The organism is Corynebacterium sp. ES2794-CONJ1, from assembly GCF_025660615.1.
In the GTDB taxonomy this organism is placed as follows: domain Bacteria; phylum Actinomycetota; class Actinomycetes; order Mycobacteriales; family Mycobacteriaceae; genus Corynebacterium.
This window is the reverse complement of sequence record NZ_JAOTIM010000007.1, coordinates 72224-90921: the sequence shown is the minus strand read 5'-3', so window position 1 is coordinate 90921 and position 18698 is coordinate 72224. Positions and strand designations below refer to the sequence as shown.

At 54.2% G+C, this 18698-nt stretch carries 18 protein-coding genes; 14 read left to right on the top strand and 4 right to left on the bottom strand.

Annotated features, from left to right (window positions below; genetic code table 11):
- Nucleotides 1-93: 93 nt before the first annotated feature.
- Together nrdH and nrdE are read left to right on the top strand one after the other, a co-directional pair.
- Nucleotides 94-327, top strand: a complete 234-nt coding sequence (gene nrdH / locus N7326_RS08970) for a glutaredoxin-like protein NrdH (RefSeq protein WP_259080112.1) — start codon at nt 94-96, stop codon at nt 325-327.
- Nucleotides 328-468: 141 nt separating this feature from the next.
- Nucleotides 469-2628, top strand: a complete 2160-nt coding sequence (gene nrdE, locus N7326_RS08965) for a class 1b ribonucleoside-diphosphate reductase subunit alpha (protein WP_259080114.1) — start codon at nt 469-471, stop codon at nt 2626-2628.
- A gap of 51 nt (nt 2629-2679) precedes the next feature.
- Here the strand turns inward: nrdE and N7326_RS08960 are convergent, their stop codons facing one another.
- The gene (locus N7326_RS08960) at nt 2680-3165 is read right to left on the bottom strand and encodes a ferritin (protein WP_259080116.1); all 486 of its coding nucleotides are present in this window, start codon (nt 3163-3165) and stop codon (nt 2680-2682) included.
- A gap of 362 nt (nt 3166-3527) precedes the next feature.
- Between N7326_RS08960 and nrdF the strand changes: the two genes are divergently transcribed.
- From nrdF to N7326_RS08940, 4 genes are all read left to right on the top strand, one after another.
- Nucleotides 3528-4523, top strand: coding sequence for a class 1b ribonucleoside-diphosphate reductase subunit beta (gene nrdF, locus N7326_RS08955; RefSeq protein WP_259080118.1), 996 nt, complete (start codon nt 3528-3530; stop codon nt 4521-4523).
- A gap of 861 nt (nt 4524-5384) precedes the next feature.
- A complete protein-coding gene (gene ctaD / locus N7326_RS08950; RefSeq protein WP_259080123.1) occupies nt 5385-7079 on the top strand; it encodes an aa3-type cytochrome oxidase subunit I in 1695 nt (564 codons plus the stop codon).
- A 129-nt stretch (nt 7080-7208) separates the two neighbouring features.
- Entirely contained in the window at nt 7209-8465 is a 1257-nt protein-coding gene (serB, locus tag N7326_RS08945) for a phosphoserine phosphatase SerB (protein ID WP_259080131.1), read from the top strand.
- Nucleotides 8465-9211 carry a peptidyl-tRNA hydrolase gene (locus tag N7326_RS08940; RefSeq protein WP_259080132.1) on the top strand — a complete coding sequence of 249 codons (747 nt, stop codon included), beginning with the start codon at nt 8465-8467 and terminating at the stop codon, nt 9209-9211. Before serB ends, N7326_RS08940 begins: the two co-directional genes overlap by 1 nt.
- On the opposite strand, the gene N7326_RS08935 is transcribed toward N7326_RS08940, so the two are convergent.
- The 3 genes from N7326_RS08935 to N7326_RS08925 form a co-directional block, all read right to left on the bottom strand.
- A complete protein-coding gene (locus N7326_RS08935; RefSeq protein WP_259158738.1) occupies nt 9135-11132 on the bottom strand; it encodes an ATP-dependent DNA helicase in 1998 nt (665 codons plus the stop codon). The genes N7326_RS08940 and N7326_RS08935 overlap by 77 nt on opposite strands.
- Nucleotides 11132-12433 (bottom strand): nicotinate phosphoribosyltransferase, encoded by a 1302-nt coding sequence (locus tag N7326_RS08930; RefSeq protein WP_259080134.1) that lies wholly within the window; start codon nt 12431-12433, stop codon nt 11132-11134. The genes N7326_RS08935 and N7326_RS08930 overlap by 1 nt, the downstream gene beginning before the upstream one ends.
- 367 nt (nt 12434-12800) lie before the next feature.
- On the bottom strand, nt 12801-13052 hold the full coding sequence (locus tag N7326_RS08925; protein ID WP_263088531.1) for a hypothetical protein: 252 nt from the start codon (nt 13050-13052) through the stop codon (nt 12801-12803).
- Nucleotides 13053-13195: 143 nt separating this feature from the next.
- Here N7326_RS08925 and clpS point away from each other — a divergent pair, with 143 nt between their 5' ends.
- The 8 genes from clpS to rdgB all read left to right on the top strand — a co-directional run bounded on the left by clpS (nt 13196) and on the right by rdgB (nt 18695).
- The gene (gene clpS, locus N7326_RS08920) at nt 13196-13516 is read left to right on the top strand and encodes an ATP-dependent Clp protease adapter ClpS (RefSeq protein ID WP_259080144.1); all 321 of its coding nucleotides are present in this window, start codon (nt 13196-13198) and stop codon (nt 13514-13516) included.
- A 5-nt stretch (nt 13517-13521) separates the two neighbouring features.
- Nucleotides 13522-14064: a DUF2017 domain-containing protein gene (locus N7326_RS08915; RefSeq protein WP_259080146.1), complete on the top strand. Its 543-nt coding sequence runs from the start codon at nt 13522-13524 to the stop codon at nt 14062-14064.
- Nucleotides 14064-15017, top strand: a complete 954-nt coding sequence (locus N7326_RS08910) for a P1 family peptidase (protein ID WP_259080147.1) — start codon at nt 14064-14066, stop codon at nt 15015-15017. The genes N7326_RS08915 and N7326_RS08910 overlap by 1 nt, the downstream gene beginning before the upstream one ends.
- Before the next feature lie 8 nt (nt 15018-15025).
- Nucleotides 15026-15655 carry a rhomboid family intramembrane serine protease gene (locus N7326_RS08905; protein ID WP_259080148.1) on the top strand — a complete coding sequence of 210 codons (630 nt, stop codon included), beginning with the start codon at nt 15026-15028 and terminating at the stop codon, nt 15653-15655.
- A 25-nt stretch (nt 15656-15680) separates the two neighbouring features.
- Nucleotides 15681-16499, top strand: a complete 819-nt coding sequence (gene murI / locus N7326_RS08900) for a glutamate racemase (protein ID WP_259080149.1) — start codon at nt 15681-15683, stop codon at nt 16497-16499.
- 67 nt (nt 16500-16566) lie between these two features.
- On the top strand, nt 16567-17334 hold the full coding sequence (locus N7326_RS08895; protein ID WP_259080150.1) for an MBL fold metallo-hydrolase: 768 nt from the start codon (nt 16567-16569) through the stop codon (nt 17332-17334).
- Between the two features lie 22 nt (nt 17335-17356).
- The gene (gene rph, locus N7326_RS08890; protein WP_259080152.1) at nt 17357-18088 is read left to right on the top strand and encodes a ribonuclease PH; all 732 of its coding nucleotides are present in this window, start codon (nt 17357-17359) and stop codon (nt 18086-18088) included.
- A 1-nt stretch (nt 18089) separates the two neighbouring features.
- A complete protein-coding gene (gene rdgB / locus N7326_RS08885) occupies nt 18090-18695 on the top strand; it encodes an RdgB/HAM1 family non-canonical purine NTP pyrophosphatase (protein WP_259080155.1) in 606 nt (201 codons plus the stop codon).
- Nucleotides 18696-18698 lie beyond the last annotated feature (3 nt).

Sequence of the window (18698 nt, the reverse complement as noted above, 5' to 3'; positions counted from 1 at the left end):
CTGGTCAATAAGGCCCACAGGGTAACCAGTGAAAGAATTGGGGCAGTGATCCGCAGCCTTTATGCCCGTTAATGAATAAGGAAAATTCTTACGATGTCTATCACTCTTTATACCAAGCCAGCGTGTATGCAGTGTGTTGCTACCAAGAAGCTTCTTGACCGCTCTGGTCTGGATTATGAGACGGTTGATATCTCCATCGACGACGAGGCTCGCGATTATGTCCTATCGCTCGGTTACCTCCAGGCTCCCGTCGTGATGGTCGATGGTGAAGATCACTGGTCGGGCTATCGCCCCGAGCGTATTGCGAACCTCCTCGCAGCTGCCTAAGTCATCGAGATACGTCCACGGCGCCCCTCCTACACATAATACGAACGAGCGGGGGCGCTACTTTTATGGCCTAATCACCCTCCACGCTTGCAGAATATTCTTTTGGCAAGCCCCTCACAAGCAAAGGAACCACGAGCTATCGTGTCAGAGAATCTTGGATCCAAGGTTGCCGAGCCCGCATCCCGCGATGAGCAACTCGACTACCATGCGCTCAATGCGCTGCTGAACCTTTATGGCAGTGACCATAAAATTCAGTTTGATAAAGACCGCCAGGCTGCTAATCAATTCTTCCTGCAGCACGTTAACCGCAATACCGTCTTCTTCCACGATCTCGAGGAAAAGATGCGGTATCTGGTGGAAAATAAGTACTACGACCCGGCGGTTCTGGATAAATATGATTTCGCTTTCATTAAGGAGTTATTCAAGCAGGCCTATGCCCACAAATTCCGCTTCCAAACCTTCCTCGGTGCCTATAAGTACTACACGTCCTATACTCTAAAGACCTTCGACGGTGCTCGTTACCTCGAGCGCTTCGAGGACCGCGTGTGCATGGTCTCCCTCGCGCTTGCCGACGGTGACAAAGAGCTAGCTTCGCATTTGGTTGATGAGATTATTTCCGGTCGCTTCCAGCCAGCTACCCCTACCTTCTTGAATATGGGTAAGGCTCAACGTGGCGAGCCAGTCTCTTGCTTCCTATTGCGCATTGAAGACAATATGGAATCGATTGGTCGCTCGATCAACTCCGCGCTGCAGCTTTCGAAGCGCGGAGGTGGGGTGGCCCTGCTGCTATCGAATCTGCGCGAATCAGGTGCTCCGATTAAGCATATTGAGAACCAATCGTCCGGTGTTATCCCCGTGATGAAGTTGCTCGAAGATGCCTTCTCTTATGCCAACCAGCTTGGTGCTCGCCAGGGTGCGGGGGCAGTGTATTTGAATGCGCACCACCCCGATATTTTGAACTTCCTTGATACCAAGCGCGAGAATGCCGATGAGAAGATCCGCATTAAGACCCTCTCCTTGGGCGTCGTGATCCCGGATATCACCTTCGATCTTGCCAAGCGCAATGATGATATGTACCTCTTCTCGCCCTATGACGTGGAGCGGGTCTATGGCAAGGCCTTCGGCGATATTTCGGTGACCGAACACTACCAAGAGATGGTCGAGGATCCTCGGATCCGCAAAAAGAAGATCAATGCCCGGGAATTCTTCCAGACTTTGGCGGAGATTCAGTTCGAATCCGGCTACCCATACATCATGTATGAGGACACCGTGAACGCAGCCAACCCCATTGAGGGCCGCGTTAATATGTCCAATCTCTGCTCAGAAATTCTGCAGGTCAATTCACCATCGGTCTTCAACGACGACCTCACCTATGAGCATATTGGTCAGGATATTTCCTGTAACCTTGGCTCTTTGAATATTGCCATGACCATGGATTCACCCGATTTTGGCCAAACCGTAGAATCGGCCATTCGGGCGCTGACCGCTGTGAGTGAGCAGACCAAGATTGATTCCGTACCGTCGATACGCAAGGGTAATGATGACGCCCACGCGATTGGCTTAGGGCAAATGAACCTCCACGGTTATCTCGGCCGTGAGCGTATTCAGTATGGGTCGGAAGAGGCTCTTGATTTCACCAACGCTTATTTTGCAGCGGTGCTCTACCACTGCTTGAAGGCTTCGAATCAGCTGGCAAAAGATCGCGGACATGCTTTCGTGGGCTTCGAGACGTCGGACTATGCCTCGGGTGCCTACTTCGATCGCTTTGATCCTCAAGATTTTGCTCCTCGTACCGCTCGGGTCCAAGAACTCTTTGACAATTCCTCGATTGAGACTCCGACCGCTGAACAGTGGGCAGAGCTTAGGGCTGAGGTGATGGAACACGGTATTTATAACCGATATCTGCAGGCTATTCCACCAACAGGGTCCATTTCCTATATCAATAACTCCACCTCGTCGATTCACCCTATTGCCTCGAGGATTGAGATCCGTAAAGAGGGCAAGATCGGTCGCGTCTACTATCCAGCACCCCATATGGATAACGACAACTTGGAGTACTTCCAGGATGCCTATGAGATCGGCTTCGAGAAGGTCATTGATACCTACGCGGTGGCCACCAAGTATATCGACCAAGGATTATCGCTCACCCTTTTCTTCAAGGATACGGTGACGACCCGCGATATCAACCGTGCTCAGATTTACGCGTGGCGTAAGGGGATCAAGACCTTGTACTATATCCGGCTGCGTCAAGTCGCTCTCGAAGGAACCGAGGTTGAGGGCTGCGTTTCCTGCATGCTCTAACGGGAAAACCCCGAGAGATACTCTCGGGGTTCAACCAGATGAAGGAATAACTTAACGCTTGGAAAGCTCATCGTCGATATAGAGGACGCCAAGACCTTCACCGGCCAGGCGGAGGCGATCGAGGATCTCTCTCACGGAGGCTTCTTCTTCAACCTGCTCGGTAACGAAGGTATTAAGGAGTGGTCGAGATTCGAAATCGTGAATCGAATCGCTTAAGATCGCAAGTTCGCGTATCGACGCACTTACCTTTTGCTCATGGGCGAGGGCGAGTTCGAAAATCTCCAGTGGGCTCGAGGCATCGACCTTGGGAGGATTAATATCGCCAATCTGCGGCGTGTAGTCGCGATCGAGGAGGTGCTGAGCAAATTTCTCGGCGTGCTCGAGCTCTTCGGTGTGTTGCTTCTTTAACCATAAGGTCATGCCGGGAAGGCTGAGATCGTCGGTGATATAGGACATTTGCAGATAAACCATCGATGCTTCAAGCTCCATGGTGATCTGTTCGTTCAAGGCAGTTGCAAGTTGTGGATTAATACTCATGAATCACAGCTTAAAGTGATTGATTCATCTTGTCAGCGAAGGTTAGCCCAGCTTAACTAGGTTTTCTGGCCTCGTATTTGGTTGGGCAATCCTAAATAAGGCTACCGTAATGAAAATGGCCGAAAATATTCACGGAGATCTAAATATGCTGCTTAACCTTATAAAAACTCCCCATTAATAGGGTCTAACTAAATAATCCCGCGCGGTTTAACTAAGTCCAACCTATTTTAGCAGCCATTAAGTTGCGTGACTAAAATCACATAATTGTCTGGTGGTTAAGACCACAAACAGCAACCATATGGACTGTGGCACTATGGGTTGAAAGAATCGCACACCACCTCGCATATATAAGAAGGAGTGCTATGCACTTGCATAAGGAAGAAGAACAATTCTTCGCCACCCACCAAGATCCCGTATCTGCCATCAACTGGAATACCATCCCTGATGAGAAGGATAAAGAAGTGTGGGATCGTCTCACTGGTAACTTCTGGCTGCCAGAAAAGGTCCCTGTTTCTAATGATCTCAAGAGCTGGGCAACCCTCAATGACCTTGAGAAGCAGACCACCATGCGGGTATTCGCAGGCCTAACGTTGCTCGATACCATCCAGGGAACCGTTGGTGCGGTTTCCATGCTCAAAGATGCCCAGTCCATGCATGAAGAGGCCGTATTGACCAATATTGCTTTCATGGAGTCAGTGCACGCTAAGAGCTATTCCAATATCTTCATGACGCTCTCGTCCACCCGTGAGATAAATGATGCATTCCGCTGGTCGGAGGAAAATGAGAACCTCCAGCGCAAAGCCAAGATCATTATGACGTATTACGAGGGCGAAGATCCGCTGAAGAAGAAGATCGCCTCCACCTTGCTGGAGTCTTTCCTCTTCTACTCCGGATTCTATCTGCCCATGTATTGGTCTTCTCATGCGAAGTTGACCAATACTGCCGATATCATTCGTCTGATCATTCGTGATGAGGCCGTTCACGGCTACTATATCGGTTATAAGTACCAGAGACTGCTGGCCAAGCAGACTCCTGCGCGTCAGGCAGAACTGAAGGAATACACCATCGAAATGCTGCTAGAACTCTACGAAAACGAGATTCAGTATTCCGAGGATCTCTACGATCCATTGGGATGGACCGAGGATGTGCGACGCTTCCTGCGTTATAACGCCAATAAGGCCCTGAATAACCTCGGTTACGAGCAGATGTTCCCTACCGACGAATGCCAGGTGTCCCCAGCAATCCTGTCCGCCTTGTCGCCCAATGCCGATGAGAACCATGACTTCTTCTCCGGCTCAGGTTCTTCCTATGTCATTGGCAAGGCTGAGAATACCACTGACGACGACTGGGACTTCTAAGCACGAGTATCGCCTTGAGCTGTAGGTCTAAAGGAAGTAGCGATCCCTTGAGGCCTACGGCTTTTTCGTTTAAAAAATAACTGCCGTTGTCCACATGTGGGGGGATGATAGAAAATCGATGCCCGGGGTCGCTCCAAGTTCCCCTTGGTAATCAGGTGGCCGCTTCTTGACGGGGGGTGCGTTATTGAACTCTAAGCGCCCCCCTCTAAGAATACTGAGGGCGCGAGTGGTAAAAGGCGTAAGTAATCCGTAATGGATGGGGACTATCTCGGAGGTGACCATGGAGGTTTGAGTTTCGTTGTGTCGGGAACTATCCCATATATGGACTTGTACAGGTTAAGCGTGATCGCGGTGGTGTCAGCTCACCTCAGCTCAGCCATCGGAAAGCCGGGGTTTAGCGAGGCTCAGTCGTCGCTCCCGTCGGATGATGTGGCACCACGTCGTTTACCACAGTCTTTCACCGCCACTTACCACAGACTCTCACCGCCACTCATTGAGTACGGCCTCGGCAAAAGTCAGGTGATGCTTGTTATGAGCGGAGCTGATCATCCTTTTGTTTGACGTTGAATGGGGGCACTGACCGTCGCATTCTCGCCTGAGAGAAGGGCACACCTTGATAACTTTGATGTCGCAGATCACATCTTTTTGCTTATAATCCCCGTTCATCGACGATGCTACGCGTTTGGGGATTAAAAAATATTTCCCCACCAGTGCAATAGTCGGTAGTGTAGAAGTGAAACTAGTCTCTTTTTTATGGGGCCGGTAGATTTTTCAGTGTTGGACACGGATAGTGTACGACATTTTTTATAGATGCACTCGCAGGAAACTCGCTCGCATCTTAAACGAAGTCAGGAGGATCGTATGACCGCAGTGGTGCCACGGCAGGAGAACTACTCCCAGCCCACTCGTCCCGCACCCACTGGGGGTGCGCGAATTGGCACGCTCGCATGGTCCATGCTGACCACCACGGATCACAAACTACTAGGCATTATGTACATCATCATGTCTTTCGTGTGGTTCTTCGTCGGTGGCTTTATGGCCTTGCTTATTCGTGCCGAGCTCTTTACCCCAGGGCTCCAATTCTTATCCAATGAGCAGTTCAACCAGCTATTTACCATGCACGGCACAATTATGTTGCTGGCATTTGGTACCCCAATTGTGTGGGGCTTTGCTAACTATATTTTGCCGCTCCAGATTGGGGCTCCAGACGTGGCTTTCCCACGCCTGAACGCTTTCGGTTTCTGGATTACCACCATCGGTGTGGTTGCCATGATGGCAGGTTTCCTCACCCCAGGCGGCGCAGCTGACTACGGGTGGACAATGTACCTACCCCTTGCTGACTCCATCCACTCCCCAGGTCTTGGTACCGATATGTGGATCGTGGGTGTGGGCGCAACCGGTGTTGGTACCGTTGCATCCGCTATTAATATGGTCACCACTATTTTGACCATGCGCGCACCGGGCATGACGATGTTCCGCATGCCAATCTTCTGCTGGAATGTCTTCGTGACGTCCGTCATTGTACTTATGATCTTCCCGCTGCTTCTGGCCGCTGCACTTGGCGTTCTCTATGACCGCAAATTGGGTGGACATATCTATGACCCAGGTAATGGCGGAGCTGTTCTTTGGCAGCACCTCTTCTGGTTCTTCGGGCACCCCGAGGTTTATGTGCTGGCGCTGCCATTCTTCGGCGTTATCTCAGAGATTCTCCCTGTTTTCTCCCGCAAGCCAATGTTCGGTTATATCGGTTTGGTCTTTGCTACCCTGTCGATCGGATCGCTCTCGATGGCTGTGTGGGCTCACCACATGTTCGTCACCGGTGCAATCCTATTGCCCTTCTTCTCCTTTATGACCTTCCTCATCTCGGTTCCTACCGGTGTGAAGTTTGTGAACTGGCTCGGCACTATGTGGCGTGGCCACATCACGTGGGAGACCCCGATGCTCTGGTCGGTCGGCTTCCTCGTTACCTTCCTCTTCGGTGGCCTCACCGGCATTATGCTTGCCTCCCCACCACTGGACTTCCACCTTGCTGAGTCTTATTTCCTCATTGCCCACTTCCACTACACCCTCTTCGGAACCGTCGTCTTCGCCTCCTGTGCAGGCGTCTACTTCTGGTTCCCCAAGATGACCGGTCGCATGCTTGATGAGCGACTAGGCAAGGTGCACTTCTGGCTAACCTTCGTTGGCTTCCACGGCACCTTCCTCATCCAGCACTGGGTAGGAAATATGGGTATGCCCCGCCGCTACGCCGACTACCTCGATTCTGATGGTTTCACCACCCTCAACCAGATTTCCACAGTATTCTCCTTCCTCCTTGGAATGAGCGTATTGCCATTTATCTGGAACGTCGTGAAATCCTGGCGCTACGGCGAGGTTGTCACCGTAGACGACCCATGGGGCTACGGCAACTCCCTCGAGTGGGCGACCTCATGCCCACCACCACGACACAACTTCACGTCGATGCCACGTATCCGCTCCGAGCGTCCAGCCTTCGAGCTGCACTATCCACATATGGTTGAGCGCATGCGTAAGGAAGCACACGTGGGCCGCCACTAATAGCTCCACGCATTCCTGACTTCTTAATACTGAGGCTGATCACACGATCGGCCTCAGTATTTTTATTACCCGAAAGAAATAGCCAAAATGTTAACCGCCCCCGCATTCGTCATGGAAGAATAGGAAGGCGTGAATAGAGACCTTGCCCCCACCGTGGAATTAGAAGCCCCGCTCACCCCTGCCGTCATTACAGTAAGCGGAACAGATCGCATTGGCGTCAGTGCAGCTTTCTTTAGAGTGCTCACAGCTCACGGTGCTCAGATTTTGGATGTCGAGCAGTCTAAATTCCGTGGTTATCTGTCGCTCGCTGCCTATATAGGCATAGATCCCAAGAGGCTAGAAACCCTCACCATCGGGCTGAGGGATACTCTAAGCGCCTACCAGCAAACGGTGACCGTAGAATTACGTGAGACCGTAGGCAGCCCTAAACCGTACTCCACTCACGAGATTATTGTGCTGGGAAATCCTGTTCGCGCTGCCGATATCTCTCGTATCGCTCAGACCCTCGCCAATTACGAAGCCAATATCGATACCATTCGTGGTATCTCCGATTACCCTGTTACTGGGCTCGAATTTAAGATTACGATGGCCAATGCCGACCCAGGTGCGGGAGTCCCCGTGCGTAAAGCACTCGCTGCCTTAAGTAGCGAGCAGGGGATCGATATCGCCATCGAGCGGGCCGGACTACAACGACGCTCCACGAGACTGATTTGCTTTGACTGCGATTCCACCCTCATAACCGGGGAAGTCATCGAGATGCTCGCCGCGCGGACAGGCCGCGAGTTGGAAGTCAAAGACATCACCGATCGCGCCATGCGCGGGGAATTAGACTTCGAGGAATCTTTGCGCGCCCGGGTGCGTCTACTTAAGGGCTTAGATGCGCGCCTCCTTAAAGAGGTCGCTAAGGATATTGTGCTCACCCCGGGTGCGCGGACGACAATTCGCACTTTAAAACGTATGGGCTATAAAACTGCGGTCGTCTCTGGTGGATTTATTGAAGTCCTTCAGGATCTTGCCGCCGACCTCGAACTCGATTATGTCCGCGCAAATACACTCGAGATCAACAATGGTGTGCTAACCGGCGAAGTCCTCGGCACAGTGGTTGATCGCCGGGCGAAAGCTGAGTTCCTCGCCGAATTCGCCGCTGATAGCGGTCTTCAGATGCATCAGACAGTCGCTGTAGGCGACGGTGCCAATGATATCGATATGATCTCAGCTGCAGGCTTAGGTATTGCTTTTAATGCCAAACCAGTTCTCAAAGAGATTGCTGATACCTCGGTCAACTCACCCTTCCTCGATGAGGTGCTCTATATCCTGGGTATCAGTCGTGCCGAAATCGAATCCGAGGATACCTCACTTACTCGTCGTGTTCCGCTCAACCCCTAATGCACTCACAATTTCTCTCGGCTCATCGTTTGCTCGCTGATGCGGTCCAGCATCGCCAACACAGCACCGGTATTGATGATCAAGCGATGCAAATTGTTCTCGAGATCCCAAAACCTAATCCACCCCGACGGGAGGATCTTCTGGCTGCAGCAGGTATCGCTGTTGTACAGGCATGCCTGATCGACGAGGCTGGCTGTGATTCCCATTATCGCAGCCACCTAGAAATGTGGTACGACCGCCGCATCCGCAAGATTACCCGGCGCGCCCGGGGTGCTGGGTGGCGTAACGTTCAAGAAATTCCCGGCGTCACCGCGCACGTCAAGGGTGCTCGCGCCCGCGCTTTTATCCCCACGGCTATGGACGACGTTGATCCCAGGTTGCGCTCCCTCCAAATCAAGGGCACCGATCTACCCCCAACCCTCCCAGCACCTGCACCCCCACCAGTTCCTCATCTCCGGGTGCTTATCGATGCCTCGCTCCGTATGAGTCTGGGGAAAGCTGCCGCCCAAGTAGGACACGCCTCCATGCTTTTTGCGGGCAGCCTTGATGCCTCCGCATGTTGGGCCTGGCGAGAGCGCGGATACCTTCTCAGCGTTGCCGAAGTAGACGCCCTCAGCTGCGCGCAGGCAGCGCATCAACCGGGCGCGATAACGGTTATTGATGCTGGTTTTACCGAGATTGCTCCGGGCTCGATGAGTTGTGTTGCGTTGTGGAGTGCTGGACCAGGCGCCCTAGAGCTGCAATGACTGTCTCTTTTTTATGGGTGCGCCAAAATGCGGGCATGGAAGAGATTAAAAAACTCCCGTAGCGCTTGCTGCTCAGGCGAGGATCGAGGCACGCTACCACCCCGCGATCCGAGGTGGCACGTAAGAGCCGGCCGGCGCCTTGAGCCATCAGTAATGCCGCGTGGGCGGCAGCAACCTCCATAAAACCGTTACGACCAGCTGCGTCCGCTGCCTCTTTGCGGGCCTGTAAAAGGGGATCATCAGGCCTTGGGAACGGGATCTTATCCATGATCACCAGCGAACAGCTGCTGCCGGGGACGTCTACACCCTGCCACAAACTCAACGTGCCGAAGAGGCAAGAATTTTCCTCTTTGCTAAAAGTTTTGATGAGTGCTCCGGTACTATCCTCGCCCTGGCACAGAACTTTAAAAGGCAAGCGATGCCGCAGCGCGTCCGCGGCTTGCACGGCGGCACGTTTAGAGGAGAATAGGCCCAAACTGCGACCTCCCGCCGCCATAATGAGGTCATAGATCTCGTCGATAATGGCATCAGCAAGGCCATCTCGTGAGGGTTCGGGCAGATGGGTGGGAAGATAGAGGATACCCGAGTGCGCGGGATCAAACGGGGTCCCCACATCGAGTCCGCGCCAGCTGTGTTTCGGCACACCCCAACTAGCCGCCATAGCCTTGAAATTCCCGCCGAGGGTCAACGTTGCCGAGGTGAGAATCACGGTGTGGTTGCTAAATAAATGCAGCGCTAAAGCGTGAGAAACAGAGAGCGGGGCAATATGCATGCTCAAGCGACCGCGTTCATCTTCCGTTAGCCACACCACATCTTTATGCTGAGTGATATCGGGCTCTTCAAAAACGTCGAGAATGCGAATGATGGCCTCGCGCTGACTTTCTAAATGCATCTTGACATTCTGTCTCTCCGCGTAGCGCTCGGGGTCATTCGTACTCTCCTGAGGTGGCGCGGTGCCAATACTGGTGATGAGCGCGCCAGTGAGAGAAACAATGGCATCGAGAGAAGGTTTGAGGGCCTCTGGGAGGTCAACCAGTCGTCCGAGTGGTATCTGCCCCATCGCTTTTTCCCAATCCTCGACAGCGGAGGCGAGTTTTTCATCGCGAACTCCGGAGCCCAATTTTGCGGCCCGATTCAGCGAAAGATCAAAAGCGTGGGTAGAGATCTCCTGGGTACTCATCGCAGTAAAGCGATCGGTGAGTTCATGGGCTTCGTCAACAATAACAACGTCGTGATCGGGGAGGACAGGCACATCGAAAATAGCGTTAATAGCGAGCATCGCGTGGTTGGTGACAACGATTTCACTCTCGGCAGCCTCTTTTTTGGCGTACTCGGCAAAGCACTCTTCCCCGAAGGGGCAGCGCGAAGCGCCCATACATTCTTGAGCGCTCACACTAAACTGGCGCCATATTAGATCGGGCACTCCAGGTTCGAGGCTGTCACGATCTCCTGTTTCCGTCTCCTCGGCCCACGCAAAAACACGGGCACTCGCCGCTCCCAGCTCACTTATGGGAGTGTCCTCGGTATCGAGCGAATCCTCTAAAGAGCTGGCTCGATCGAGCTTATAACGGCATAAATAATTGCTGCGGCCTTTTAAAATGGCGAAGCTTGGCGGAGGATCGAGAATATCGGCCAGAGCAGCGCGCACTCGCGGCAAATCTCGATCGATGAGCTGTTTCTGGAGCGCAATCGTCGCTGTGGAGATTATCACTGGTTGGGAAGAATCGCGTGCCGACATTATCGCTGGAATGAGGTAAGCAAGCGATTTACCGGTACCCGTTCCCGCCTGTACGGCCAAGTGGGTACCGTTTTTTAGAGCCTTATCCACCGCCTGCGCCATACGCACTTGACCCGGTCGGCTGTGGCCCCCAATCCCGCTGACTGCGGCATCGAGCAGCTTCGTGACATTGAGATCGGCCATTAGAAGCCGAGGTAGCGCACACTGAGCACAGGCTCATCCTTGCTGAGAGCGAGGCCCTCCCACGGAAGGGTCACCAGTTGATGTGCGAGGTAATCGCGAGACTGCTTGAGCGTGGGAAGTCCTGCAACCCGGTGCCCATCGCGCATCAGCGGGATGGTGAGCGGGAGTACGCTAAGATTTGGGAATTCCGGCTCCGCGCTGTCAAAGGGCATCACGATTTCTTCGATTGCGGTCCCTGAGGCCCGGTGAGTACGCACGGCGCGCTTGGCTCCACCCACAGAATTCTTATTCCTGGAGCGCTTGGCCACAGGATGATCATCCACTGCGACCAATTTATACACCAGTGAGGCCGTGGGAGCACCGGATCCAGTTACCAGCGAGGTGCCCACTCCGAAACTATCGACAGGATCTCCGCGCAGGCCCGCAATGGCGTATTCGTCCAAGTCAGAGGAGACGACGATGCGGGTATTATAGGCCCCCAATTCATCGAGCTGCTGGCGTACCTTGCGAGTCATGACCCCCAAATCGCCGGAATCGATACGCACGGCTCCCAGTTCGGTTCCAGCGACCTCAATGGCGTTGTTTACACCTTGGGTGATATCGAAGGTATCGACTAAGAGAGTGGTGGAGCTCCCGTACTGGGCAATCTGCGACTCAAAGGCCGCCCTTTCATTGGGGGCACCATCGGAACCGACATGCACGAGCGTCCACGAGTGCGCCGCGGTACCTGTGGCAGGGATACCATAGCGGTGTGCAGCCTCAAGATTAGAGGTGGCCTGGAAACCAGCGAGATAGGCAGCGCGAGAGGCGGTGACTGCGGCCTCCTCATGGGTTCGCCTAGAGCCCATTTCGATCAGCGGGCGACCATCGGCCGCGGTTACCATCCGTGCTGCGGCAGTAGCGATCGCAGAATCAGAGTTTAGTATTGAGAGGATCACCGTCTCGAGGATCACGCACTCGGCAAAAGTGCCCTGCACGGTGAGGATAGGGGAGTGGGGGAAATATAATTCGCCTTCCCGGTAGCCGTCCACTTGTCCCGTAAAACGGTAATGGCGAAGAAACTCCTTCGTTTCCTCGTTGAGGAAATCGAGACCAGCGATTTGATCGCTGGTAAAGATAAAATTCTCGATAGCCTCGATAACGCGCTCTGTGCCCGCGACCACCCCGTAGCGGCGCTCATTAGGAAGCCTACGTCCGAAGACTTCAAAGGTGCAGTGGCGCCAGGCAGTGCCGTCGGCAAGCGCGGACTGTAGCATGGTGAGCTCATACATATCCGTCATGAGCGCGGTTGAGGTAGACATCAAATTTTTCTTTCTCGCTTATTAGCTAATCCAGTTGAATATAAGCGTATGTCTTCTCGCCGACGCTTGCCACTCCAACGCCTGCGGTCGTGCGATCTATTCGCCCCAAAACCTGTTGGCTTGGGGGATTATGAAACCACTGGTCTAAAAATGCCGCCCCGAATGCTTGATGATGAAAAAGCTTGGCCTGCACCGTGAGCTGACCTGACTCTGGGCCCCAGTAGGTCCCTGTCGTAACATTGCGCTCGGCCCACTATTGGGCGCGCACATTTCAGTGTATACCGAGACGAAGAGACGACGAAGAGACGACGAAGAGGGTGCCCGCTATCGAGTCGCGCGCGATTCACAATTGTGAGGATATCGCTCCTCATCGCAGAGTTCTCAAAAGCCGCCGAGCATTACGGTCTCGCAGCGCGTAGTCGTAATAGCTCTCAGAAAAACGATAGCTTCTCCGCTGCGAGGATCCGTCGGATGGTGACATATATTCCGCCACGGTAGCGGAGGCAAGCGTACTTGGCGCGATGAGGCAGGCGAGAAATTGTTGAATGCCACCGAGCATCGTGAGGTTGCCGCGAAAGGGAGCTGTAATTTCTCGAATCAGAGCGGGGAGAAGTGGCATGGGGTGGAAACCCTTCCGCAGCAAAGAGTGCGGCGATGAGTAGCGGGTTGAGTAGAGGGTTGCCGTGTTTTCTGAACATACCCACGAGGTATTGCGGGTGCTTTATGCACTATGCGTGAAGCTTGCAGCTAAACTGGACGTTTATGAGTACCTGTAACCCGCGCTGCGGCTCCCCAATGGCCACACCTGAGCTGGATGAGGATCTCGAGGTCGACATTGCCACCAGTGAGAACCTCCCATGGATGTGCATTGTTTGGGATGATCCCGTGAACCTGATGAGCTATGTCACCTATGTTTTTCAAACCGTGCTCGGTTATGATCCGAAGCGGGCTGTGGAGCTGATGATGCGGGTCCACACCGAAGGCAAAGCAGTGGTGAGCTCCGGTGAAAAGGATAAGGTCGAAGCGGATGTGAAAAAACTTCATACCGCTGGGCTCTGGGCCACCATGCAGCAAGGGGGATAAGGGTTATGCACGCGTGGAAAAAGAAAAAATCTCTCCTCAAAGGCGTTTCATTTAGTTGCGAACTCGAAGTCCATGAACGCCAGATTCTAGGCAACCTCGCCGCGACTGTTGCTGAAGCCCTTATCGAGCGGGCTCAATCGGCGCCCAAGGATGAACTGGCGGAGCTCACCGGCATGCCCTCAGGTCATACCGTGGCTCCAGAGGACCCGGGACTGGCCCGTCTCTTGCCCGATTTTGAGCGCGAGGGTGATGAGGAATACGAGGGTGATAATGGCCTCTTACGCGCCCTCAACGAAACCGAGATTACCAAGGAGAAGCTCGCTGGGCTCAGCGCAATCTCTCATGCGATTGGCCCGGGTGGCTCAGAGCATATCAAGCTCTCTGAACCAGAGGCACATCTATGGCTACGTGCTCTCAACGATATTCGGCTCTTCTTTGCCGCTAGCGAGATCGCCCAACCTGATGAAAGCCGCGACCGTGATCAAATCGTGGAGTGGCTCGCCTATAACCAAGACAGCCTGCTCCAGGCCGTGATGGGGGAAGCTTAATGGGAGGCTTTTTAAGCGATATCCCAGGCATCGCCATCGCCCATCAAAGCCTAGGTGATACCGGCTGCAGTGTTATTATCGCCCGCGATTCCGCCACCTGTGCAGTAGATGTGCGTGGTGGGGGGCCGGGAACGAGAGAAACTGATCTCCTCGAACCTCACAACACAGTGCAGCGCGTCCACGCAATCGCATTAAGTGGGGGATCAGCCTACGGTCTAGCTGTTGCTGATGGTGTCATGGCGGCCCTCGAAGAGGCAGGCATCGGTTTCCCCGTCCTAGGACCAGAAGTTCCCGGTCCGATTGTCCCCATCGTGCCAGCAGCAGTCATCTTTGATCTCCTCGTTGGCGATCCACATCACCGCCCCACCAAAGAGGATGGAATCGCTGCCACTAAAGCAGCGCTCAAGGATGGCAAGGATCAGCGTTCTGGATCTATCGGTGCGGGAGTGGCCGCCACAGCTGGGGTGCTGCGGGGCGGCTTCGGCCAGGCCAGCATGCACGTAGGTCCAGATAACCAGTGGCGTATTGCGTGCGGCATTGTGGCTAATCCAGTTGGTAGAGTGGCCGATCCGAATACCGGCCAACTCTATGCGGACCCCTCGATACGGGTGGATAGACAAAAATTTGCCGCCCTCAAACCGCTGCTCAGTAAGCTCAATACCACCATCGGTGTCATCGCCACCGATGCTCCCATCACCAAAGCGCAAGCAAAGAGGATCGCTATGGTGGGCCACGATGGAATTGCCAGAGCTATTCAGCCAGCCCACTCGCCGCTCGATGGAGACACTCTCTTCTGCCTATCCACTGGCGCAGATACTGGCGTGGATATCGCCATGATGGGTGAATTATCGGCTGCGGCGGCGCAGGTCGTATCAGCGGCAATCCTTGATGCCCTCCTCCACGCGCAGCCTGCCTTCTCACTGCCGACCGTGAGCTTATTGCGGGTACAATAGCGCGTACCATGAGCAATGTGATGCGGCAACCAGCAGAAACTTTTGGACCAGTCAGAAGCGTGAAAAAAGGCCTTATTGTGGCAGGCTCCTTTTTAGTACTGATTTGGTCGGTTCAGATCATCGGCCTCCTCCTGTTTCCTAAGAATATGGCCTATCTGGGGATTCGCCCCCTAGAATTCTCTTCCGTAGCTTCGATCCTTTCAGCGCCTTTTGTCCATGGAAGCTTTAGCCATTTAATTGCCAATTCTGTTCCGGGCGCCATCTTTGCTTTCTTGGTTGGCTATTCCGGCTACCGGGTCTTCGTCGAAGTAACCATGATCACGATCTTCGTCGGCGGACTGGGAGTATGGATTACCGGTGGGATGGGCACTGTGCATATAGGCGCCTCCGGATTAGTCTACGGGTGGCTGGTCTACCTCGTAGCTCGAGGGGTTTTTAATAAATCCTTTGGCCAAGTGGTGGTAGGAGTCGTTTTGGGGCTGAGCTACTCCGGAATGATTTGGGGAATATTTCCCACCGCCGCATGGATTAGCTGGCAGGGGCACCTCTTTGGCGCCCTTGGGGGATTCTTAGCAGCGGCCACCATCGTTTCCGATGATCCTAAGCCCGCCAGAAAACCTGTCCGAATCAATCCATAAACCCATGAAAATAGTAGAGACAGATATGGCTTCTTTATCACAGACTGCAACCCCTGACGCCAATGCACCAATCGGAATCTTCGATTCCGGAGTTGGAGGACTGACGGTAGCCCGCACCATCATGGAGCAGCTGCCTGGTGAGTCCGTGATTTATATAGGTGATACAGCCCATGGCCCCTACGGCCCACTGCCCATTGCCACGGTGCGCCAACACGCGCTCGCTATTGCCGACGAACTCGTTGAGCGGGGCTGCAAAATGCTCGTCATAGCCTGTAATACGGCCTCGGCTGCCTGTCTGCGTGATGCTCGAGAACGATATGCCATTCCCGTCCTTGAAGTAATCCAACCCGCCGTACGCCGCGCAGTAGCGACCACCCGCAATGGAAAGATTGGGGTCATAGGAACCGTCGGTACCATCAATTCAGGGGCCTACCAAGATCTTTTTGCTGTTAATCCCCAGGTAAAGGCTTATGCCCAAGCATGCCCTCGGTTTGTCGACTTCGTCGAACGTGGGATTACTTATGGACGTCAAGTACTCGGAATAGCCGAGGCTTATGTAGAGCCGCTCCAAGCAGCGGGAGTGGATACCCTCGTGCTTGGCTGCACCCATTACCCATTGCTTTCTGGGGTGATCCAACTCGCCATCGGGGACCAAGTTACCCTGGTGTCTTCGGCGGAGGAAACCGCCAAGGATGTGATGCGAACTCTGTCGCAGCGCAATCTCCTCGCCAGCACCGACCATCCCACAAGAGTCTTTGAGGCAACCGGCGATCCAGAGAAATTTCAGCAGTTAGCTGCGCGTTTTCTCGGGCCAGATGTGACGTGCGTCAGTCCGCATAGATAAAGCTAAATTTCCCACATATGCAGGACTTTTCTTGTTGTCGATAGAAAAAACATGGGAAAGTTGATCTATGAAGGTTACAGTTCTCGGTAGCTCCGGAAGCCTGGGGGCGCACGGCAATCCCGCCTCCGGCTACCTCGTGGAAGCCACCGCCGGGTCCGCCGTAGTGATGGATTTAGGTCCTGGCGTACTTGGCAATCTGCAGACCCTACAGAACCCGAGCGAGGCGCACGTGGTCTTCTCTCACCTGCACCCCGATCACTGCCTGGACTTTCCCTCACTCATGGTCTGGCGACGCTACCACCCCGAGCGTGCTGCCCACTCCCACAATATCTGCGCGGGCCCTCGACTTCTCCCCGAAAAGCTTGGAATTTTAAGTGCCAACGAACCAGGCCAGATCGATGATATGGGTGATACCTTCACCTTCACCGCCTGGCAGGCCCACCACGCAGAAATAATTGGTGGACTCCACATCACCCCTTATCCAGCAATTCACCCCAGCGAGAGCTATTCGCTACGCGTTGAGGACCAGGCAACGGGTGCGGTCATAGCCTACTCAGGCGATACTGCCTATCATGAGCACCTCATCGCCGCCGCTGATCAGGCCGATCTCTTCATCTGCGAGGCCACGTGGGGGGAGAGCTCTGATGGCAAGGTCACAGAAATGCATATGAGTGGCGCCGAAGCAGGACGCGCTGCCACCCAAGCTGGAGCGAAAAAGCTGCTGCTCACCCATATTCCTCCCTGGGTCGACTGGGAGGCAACGCGCCGGGCTGCCGCCGCGCACTACCATGGCCCGATTGAGCTTGCTCGACCCTTCCTTGAACTCGAGATATAGCTACGCGCTAGACTCGTTTACTATGACAGCTCCTATCACGCGTGCCGACGGCCGCCAAGCCCACGAATTACGACCAGTAAAAATCACCCGCGGATTCACCTCCAACCCCGCCGGATCCGTACTCATCGAATTTGGCAATACCCGGGTGATGTGCACCGCCAGCGTGGAACGTGGCGTACCCCGCTTCAAACGCGACTCCGGCGAAGGCTGGCTTACCGCGGAGTACTCCATGCTTCCTGCCGCCACTCACGAGCGGATGCCTAGAGAATCCATGCGCGGCAAAGTCAAAGGCCGCACCCACGAAATCTCTAGGCTCATTGGTCGCAGCCTCCGCGCAGCCATCGATCTTAGAGCACTGGGCGAAAATACCATCAATATTGACTGTGATGTCCTCCAAGCCGACGGTGGTACCCGAACCGCCTCCATCACGGGCGCCTATATTGCCCTAGCGGACGCGATTACCCACTTAAAACAAATTGATCCCAGCATCGGAAACGCTCTCCTGGCTCCCGTGGCCGCCATCTCCGTGGGAGTCATCGACGGTGATGCCCTCCTCGACCTCCCTTATGAGGAAGATTCCCGCGCTGATGTGGATATGAATATCGTGATGCAAGAGGGTGGACGCTTCGTGGAAATCCAAGGCACTGGCGAACACAATACCTTCAGCCGTGAAGAACTTAACCAGTTAATGGATCTCGGCGAACAAGGCTGCCAAGAACTCATTGCCGCTCAAAAAGCCGCCCTCGGACTCTAATATGCGTATTCTGCTAGCCTCGCATAACGCAAAAAAGCGTGAGGAACTCGAAAATCTTGTACGTGCCGCGGGCCTCGAGACTATCGATATTTGTACTCTGTCCGATATCGATCCCTATCCGGAGCCAGTTGAAGACGGGCGCACCTTCAGCGATAACGCACTGATCAAAGCGCGCGCCGGGGTGCACCACACGGGGATCATGACTCTCGCCGATGATTCTGGCCTCGCGGTCGCCGAACTCAACGGGTGCCCCGGAGTGCTCTCTGCCCGCTGGGCCGGAGAGCACGGGAACGATCAAGCCAATAATGAGCTGCTTCTAGCGCAGCTAAAGGATACCCCGCTCAAGCGACGGCAAGCGGCCTTCCACAGCGTTCTCGCGCTCGTTGATCCAAACGGGCAGGAATACCTCGTAGAAGGATATTGGCCAGGAAGCATAGCCACCAGCCCCCGCGGTGATAACGGCTTCGGCTACGATCCCATCTTCCTACCCGACGACGCCCAGGGTCGAACCAGCGCGGAATTGAGTGCGGTTGAGAAAAACCACATCAGCCACCGTGCGAGGGCGCTACAGAAGCTACTTCCTATTCTCCGGGAGATCAGCGCATAGAAA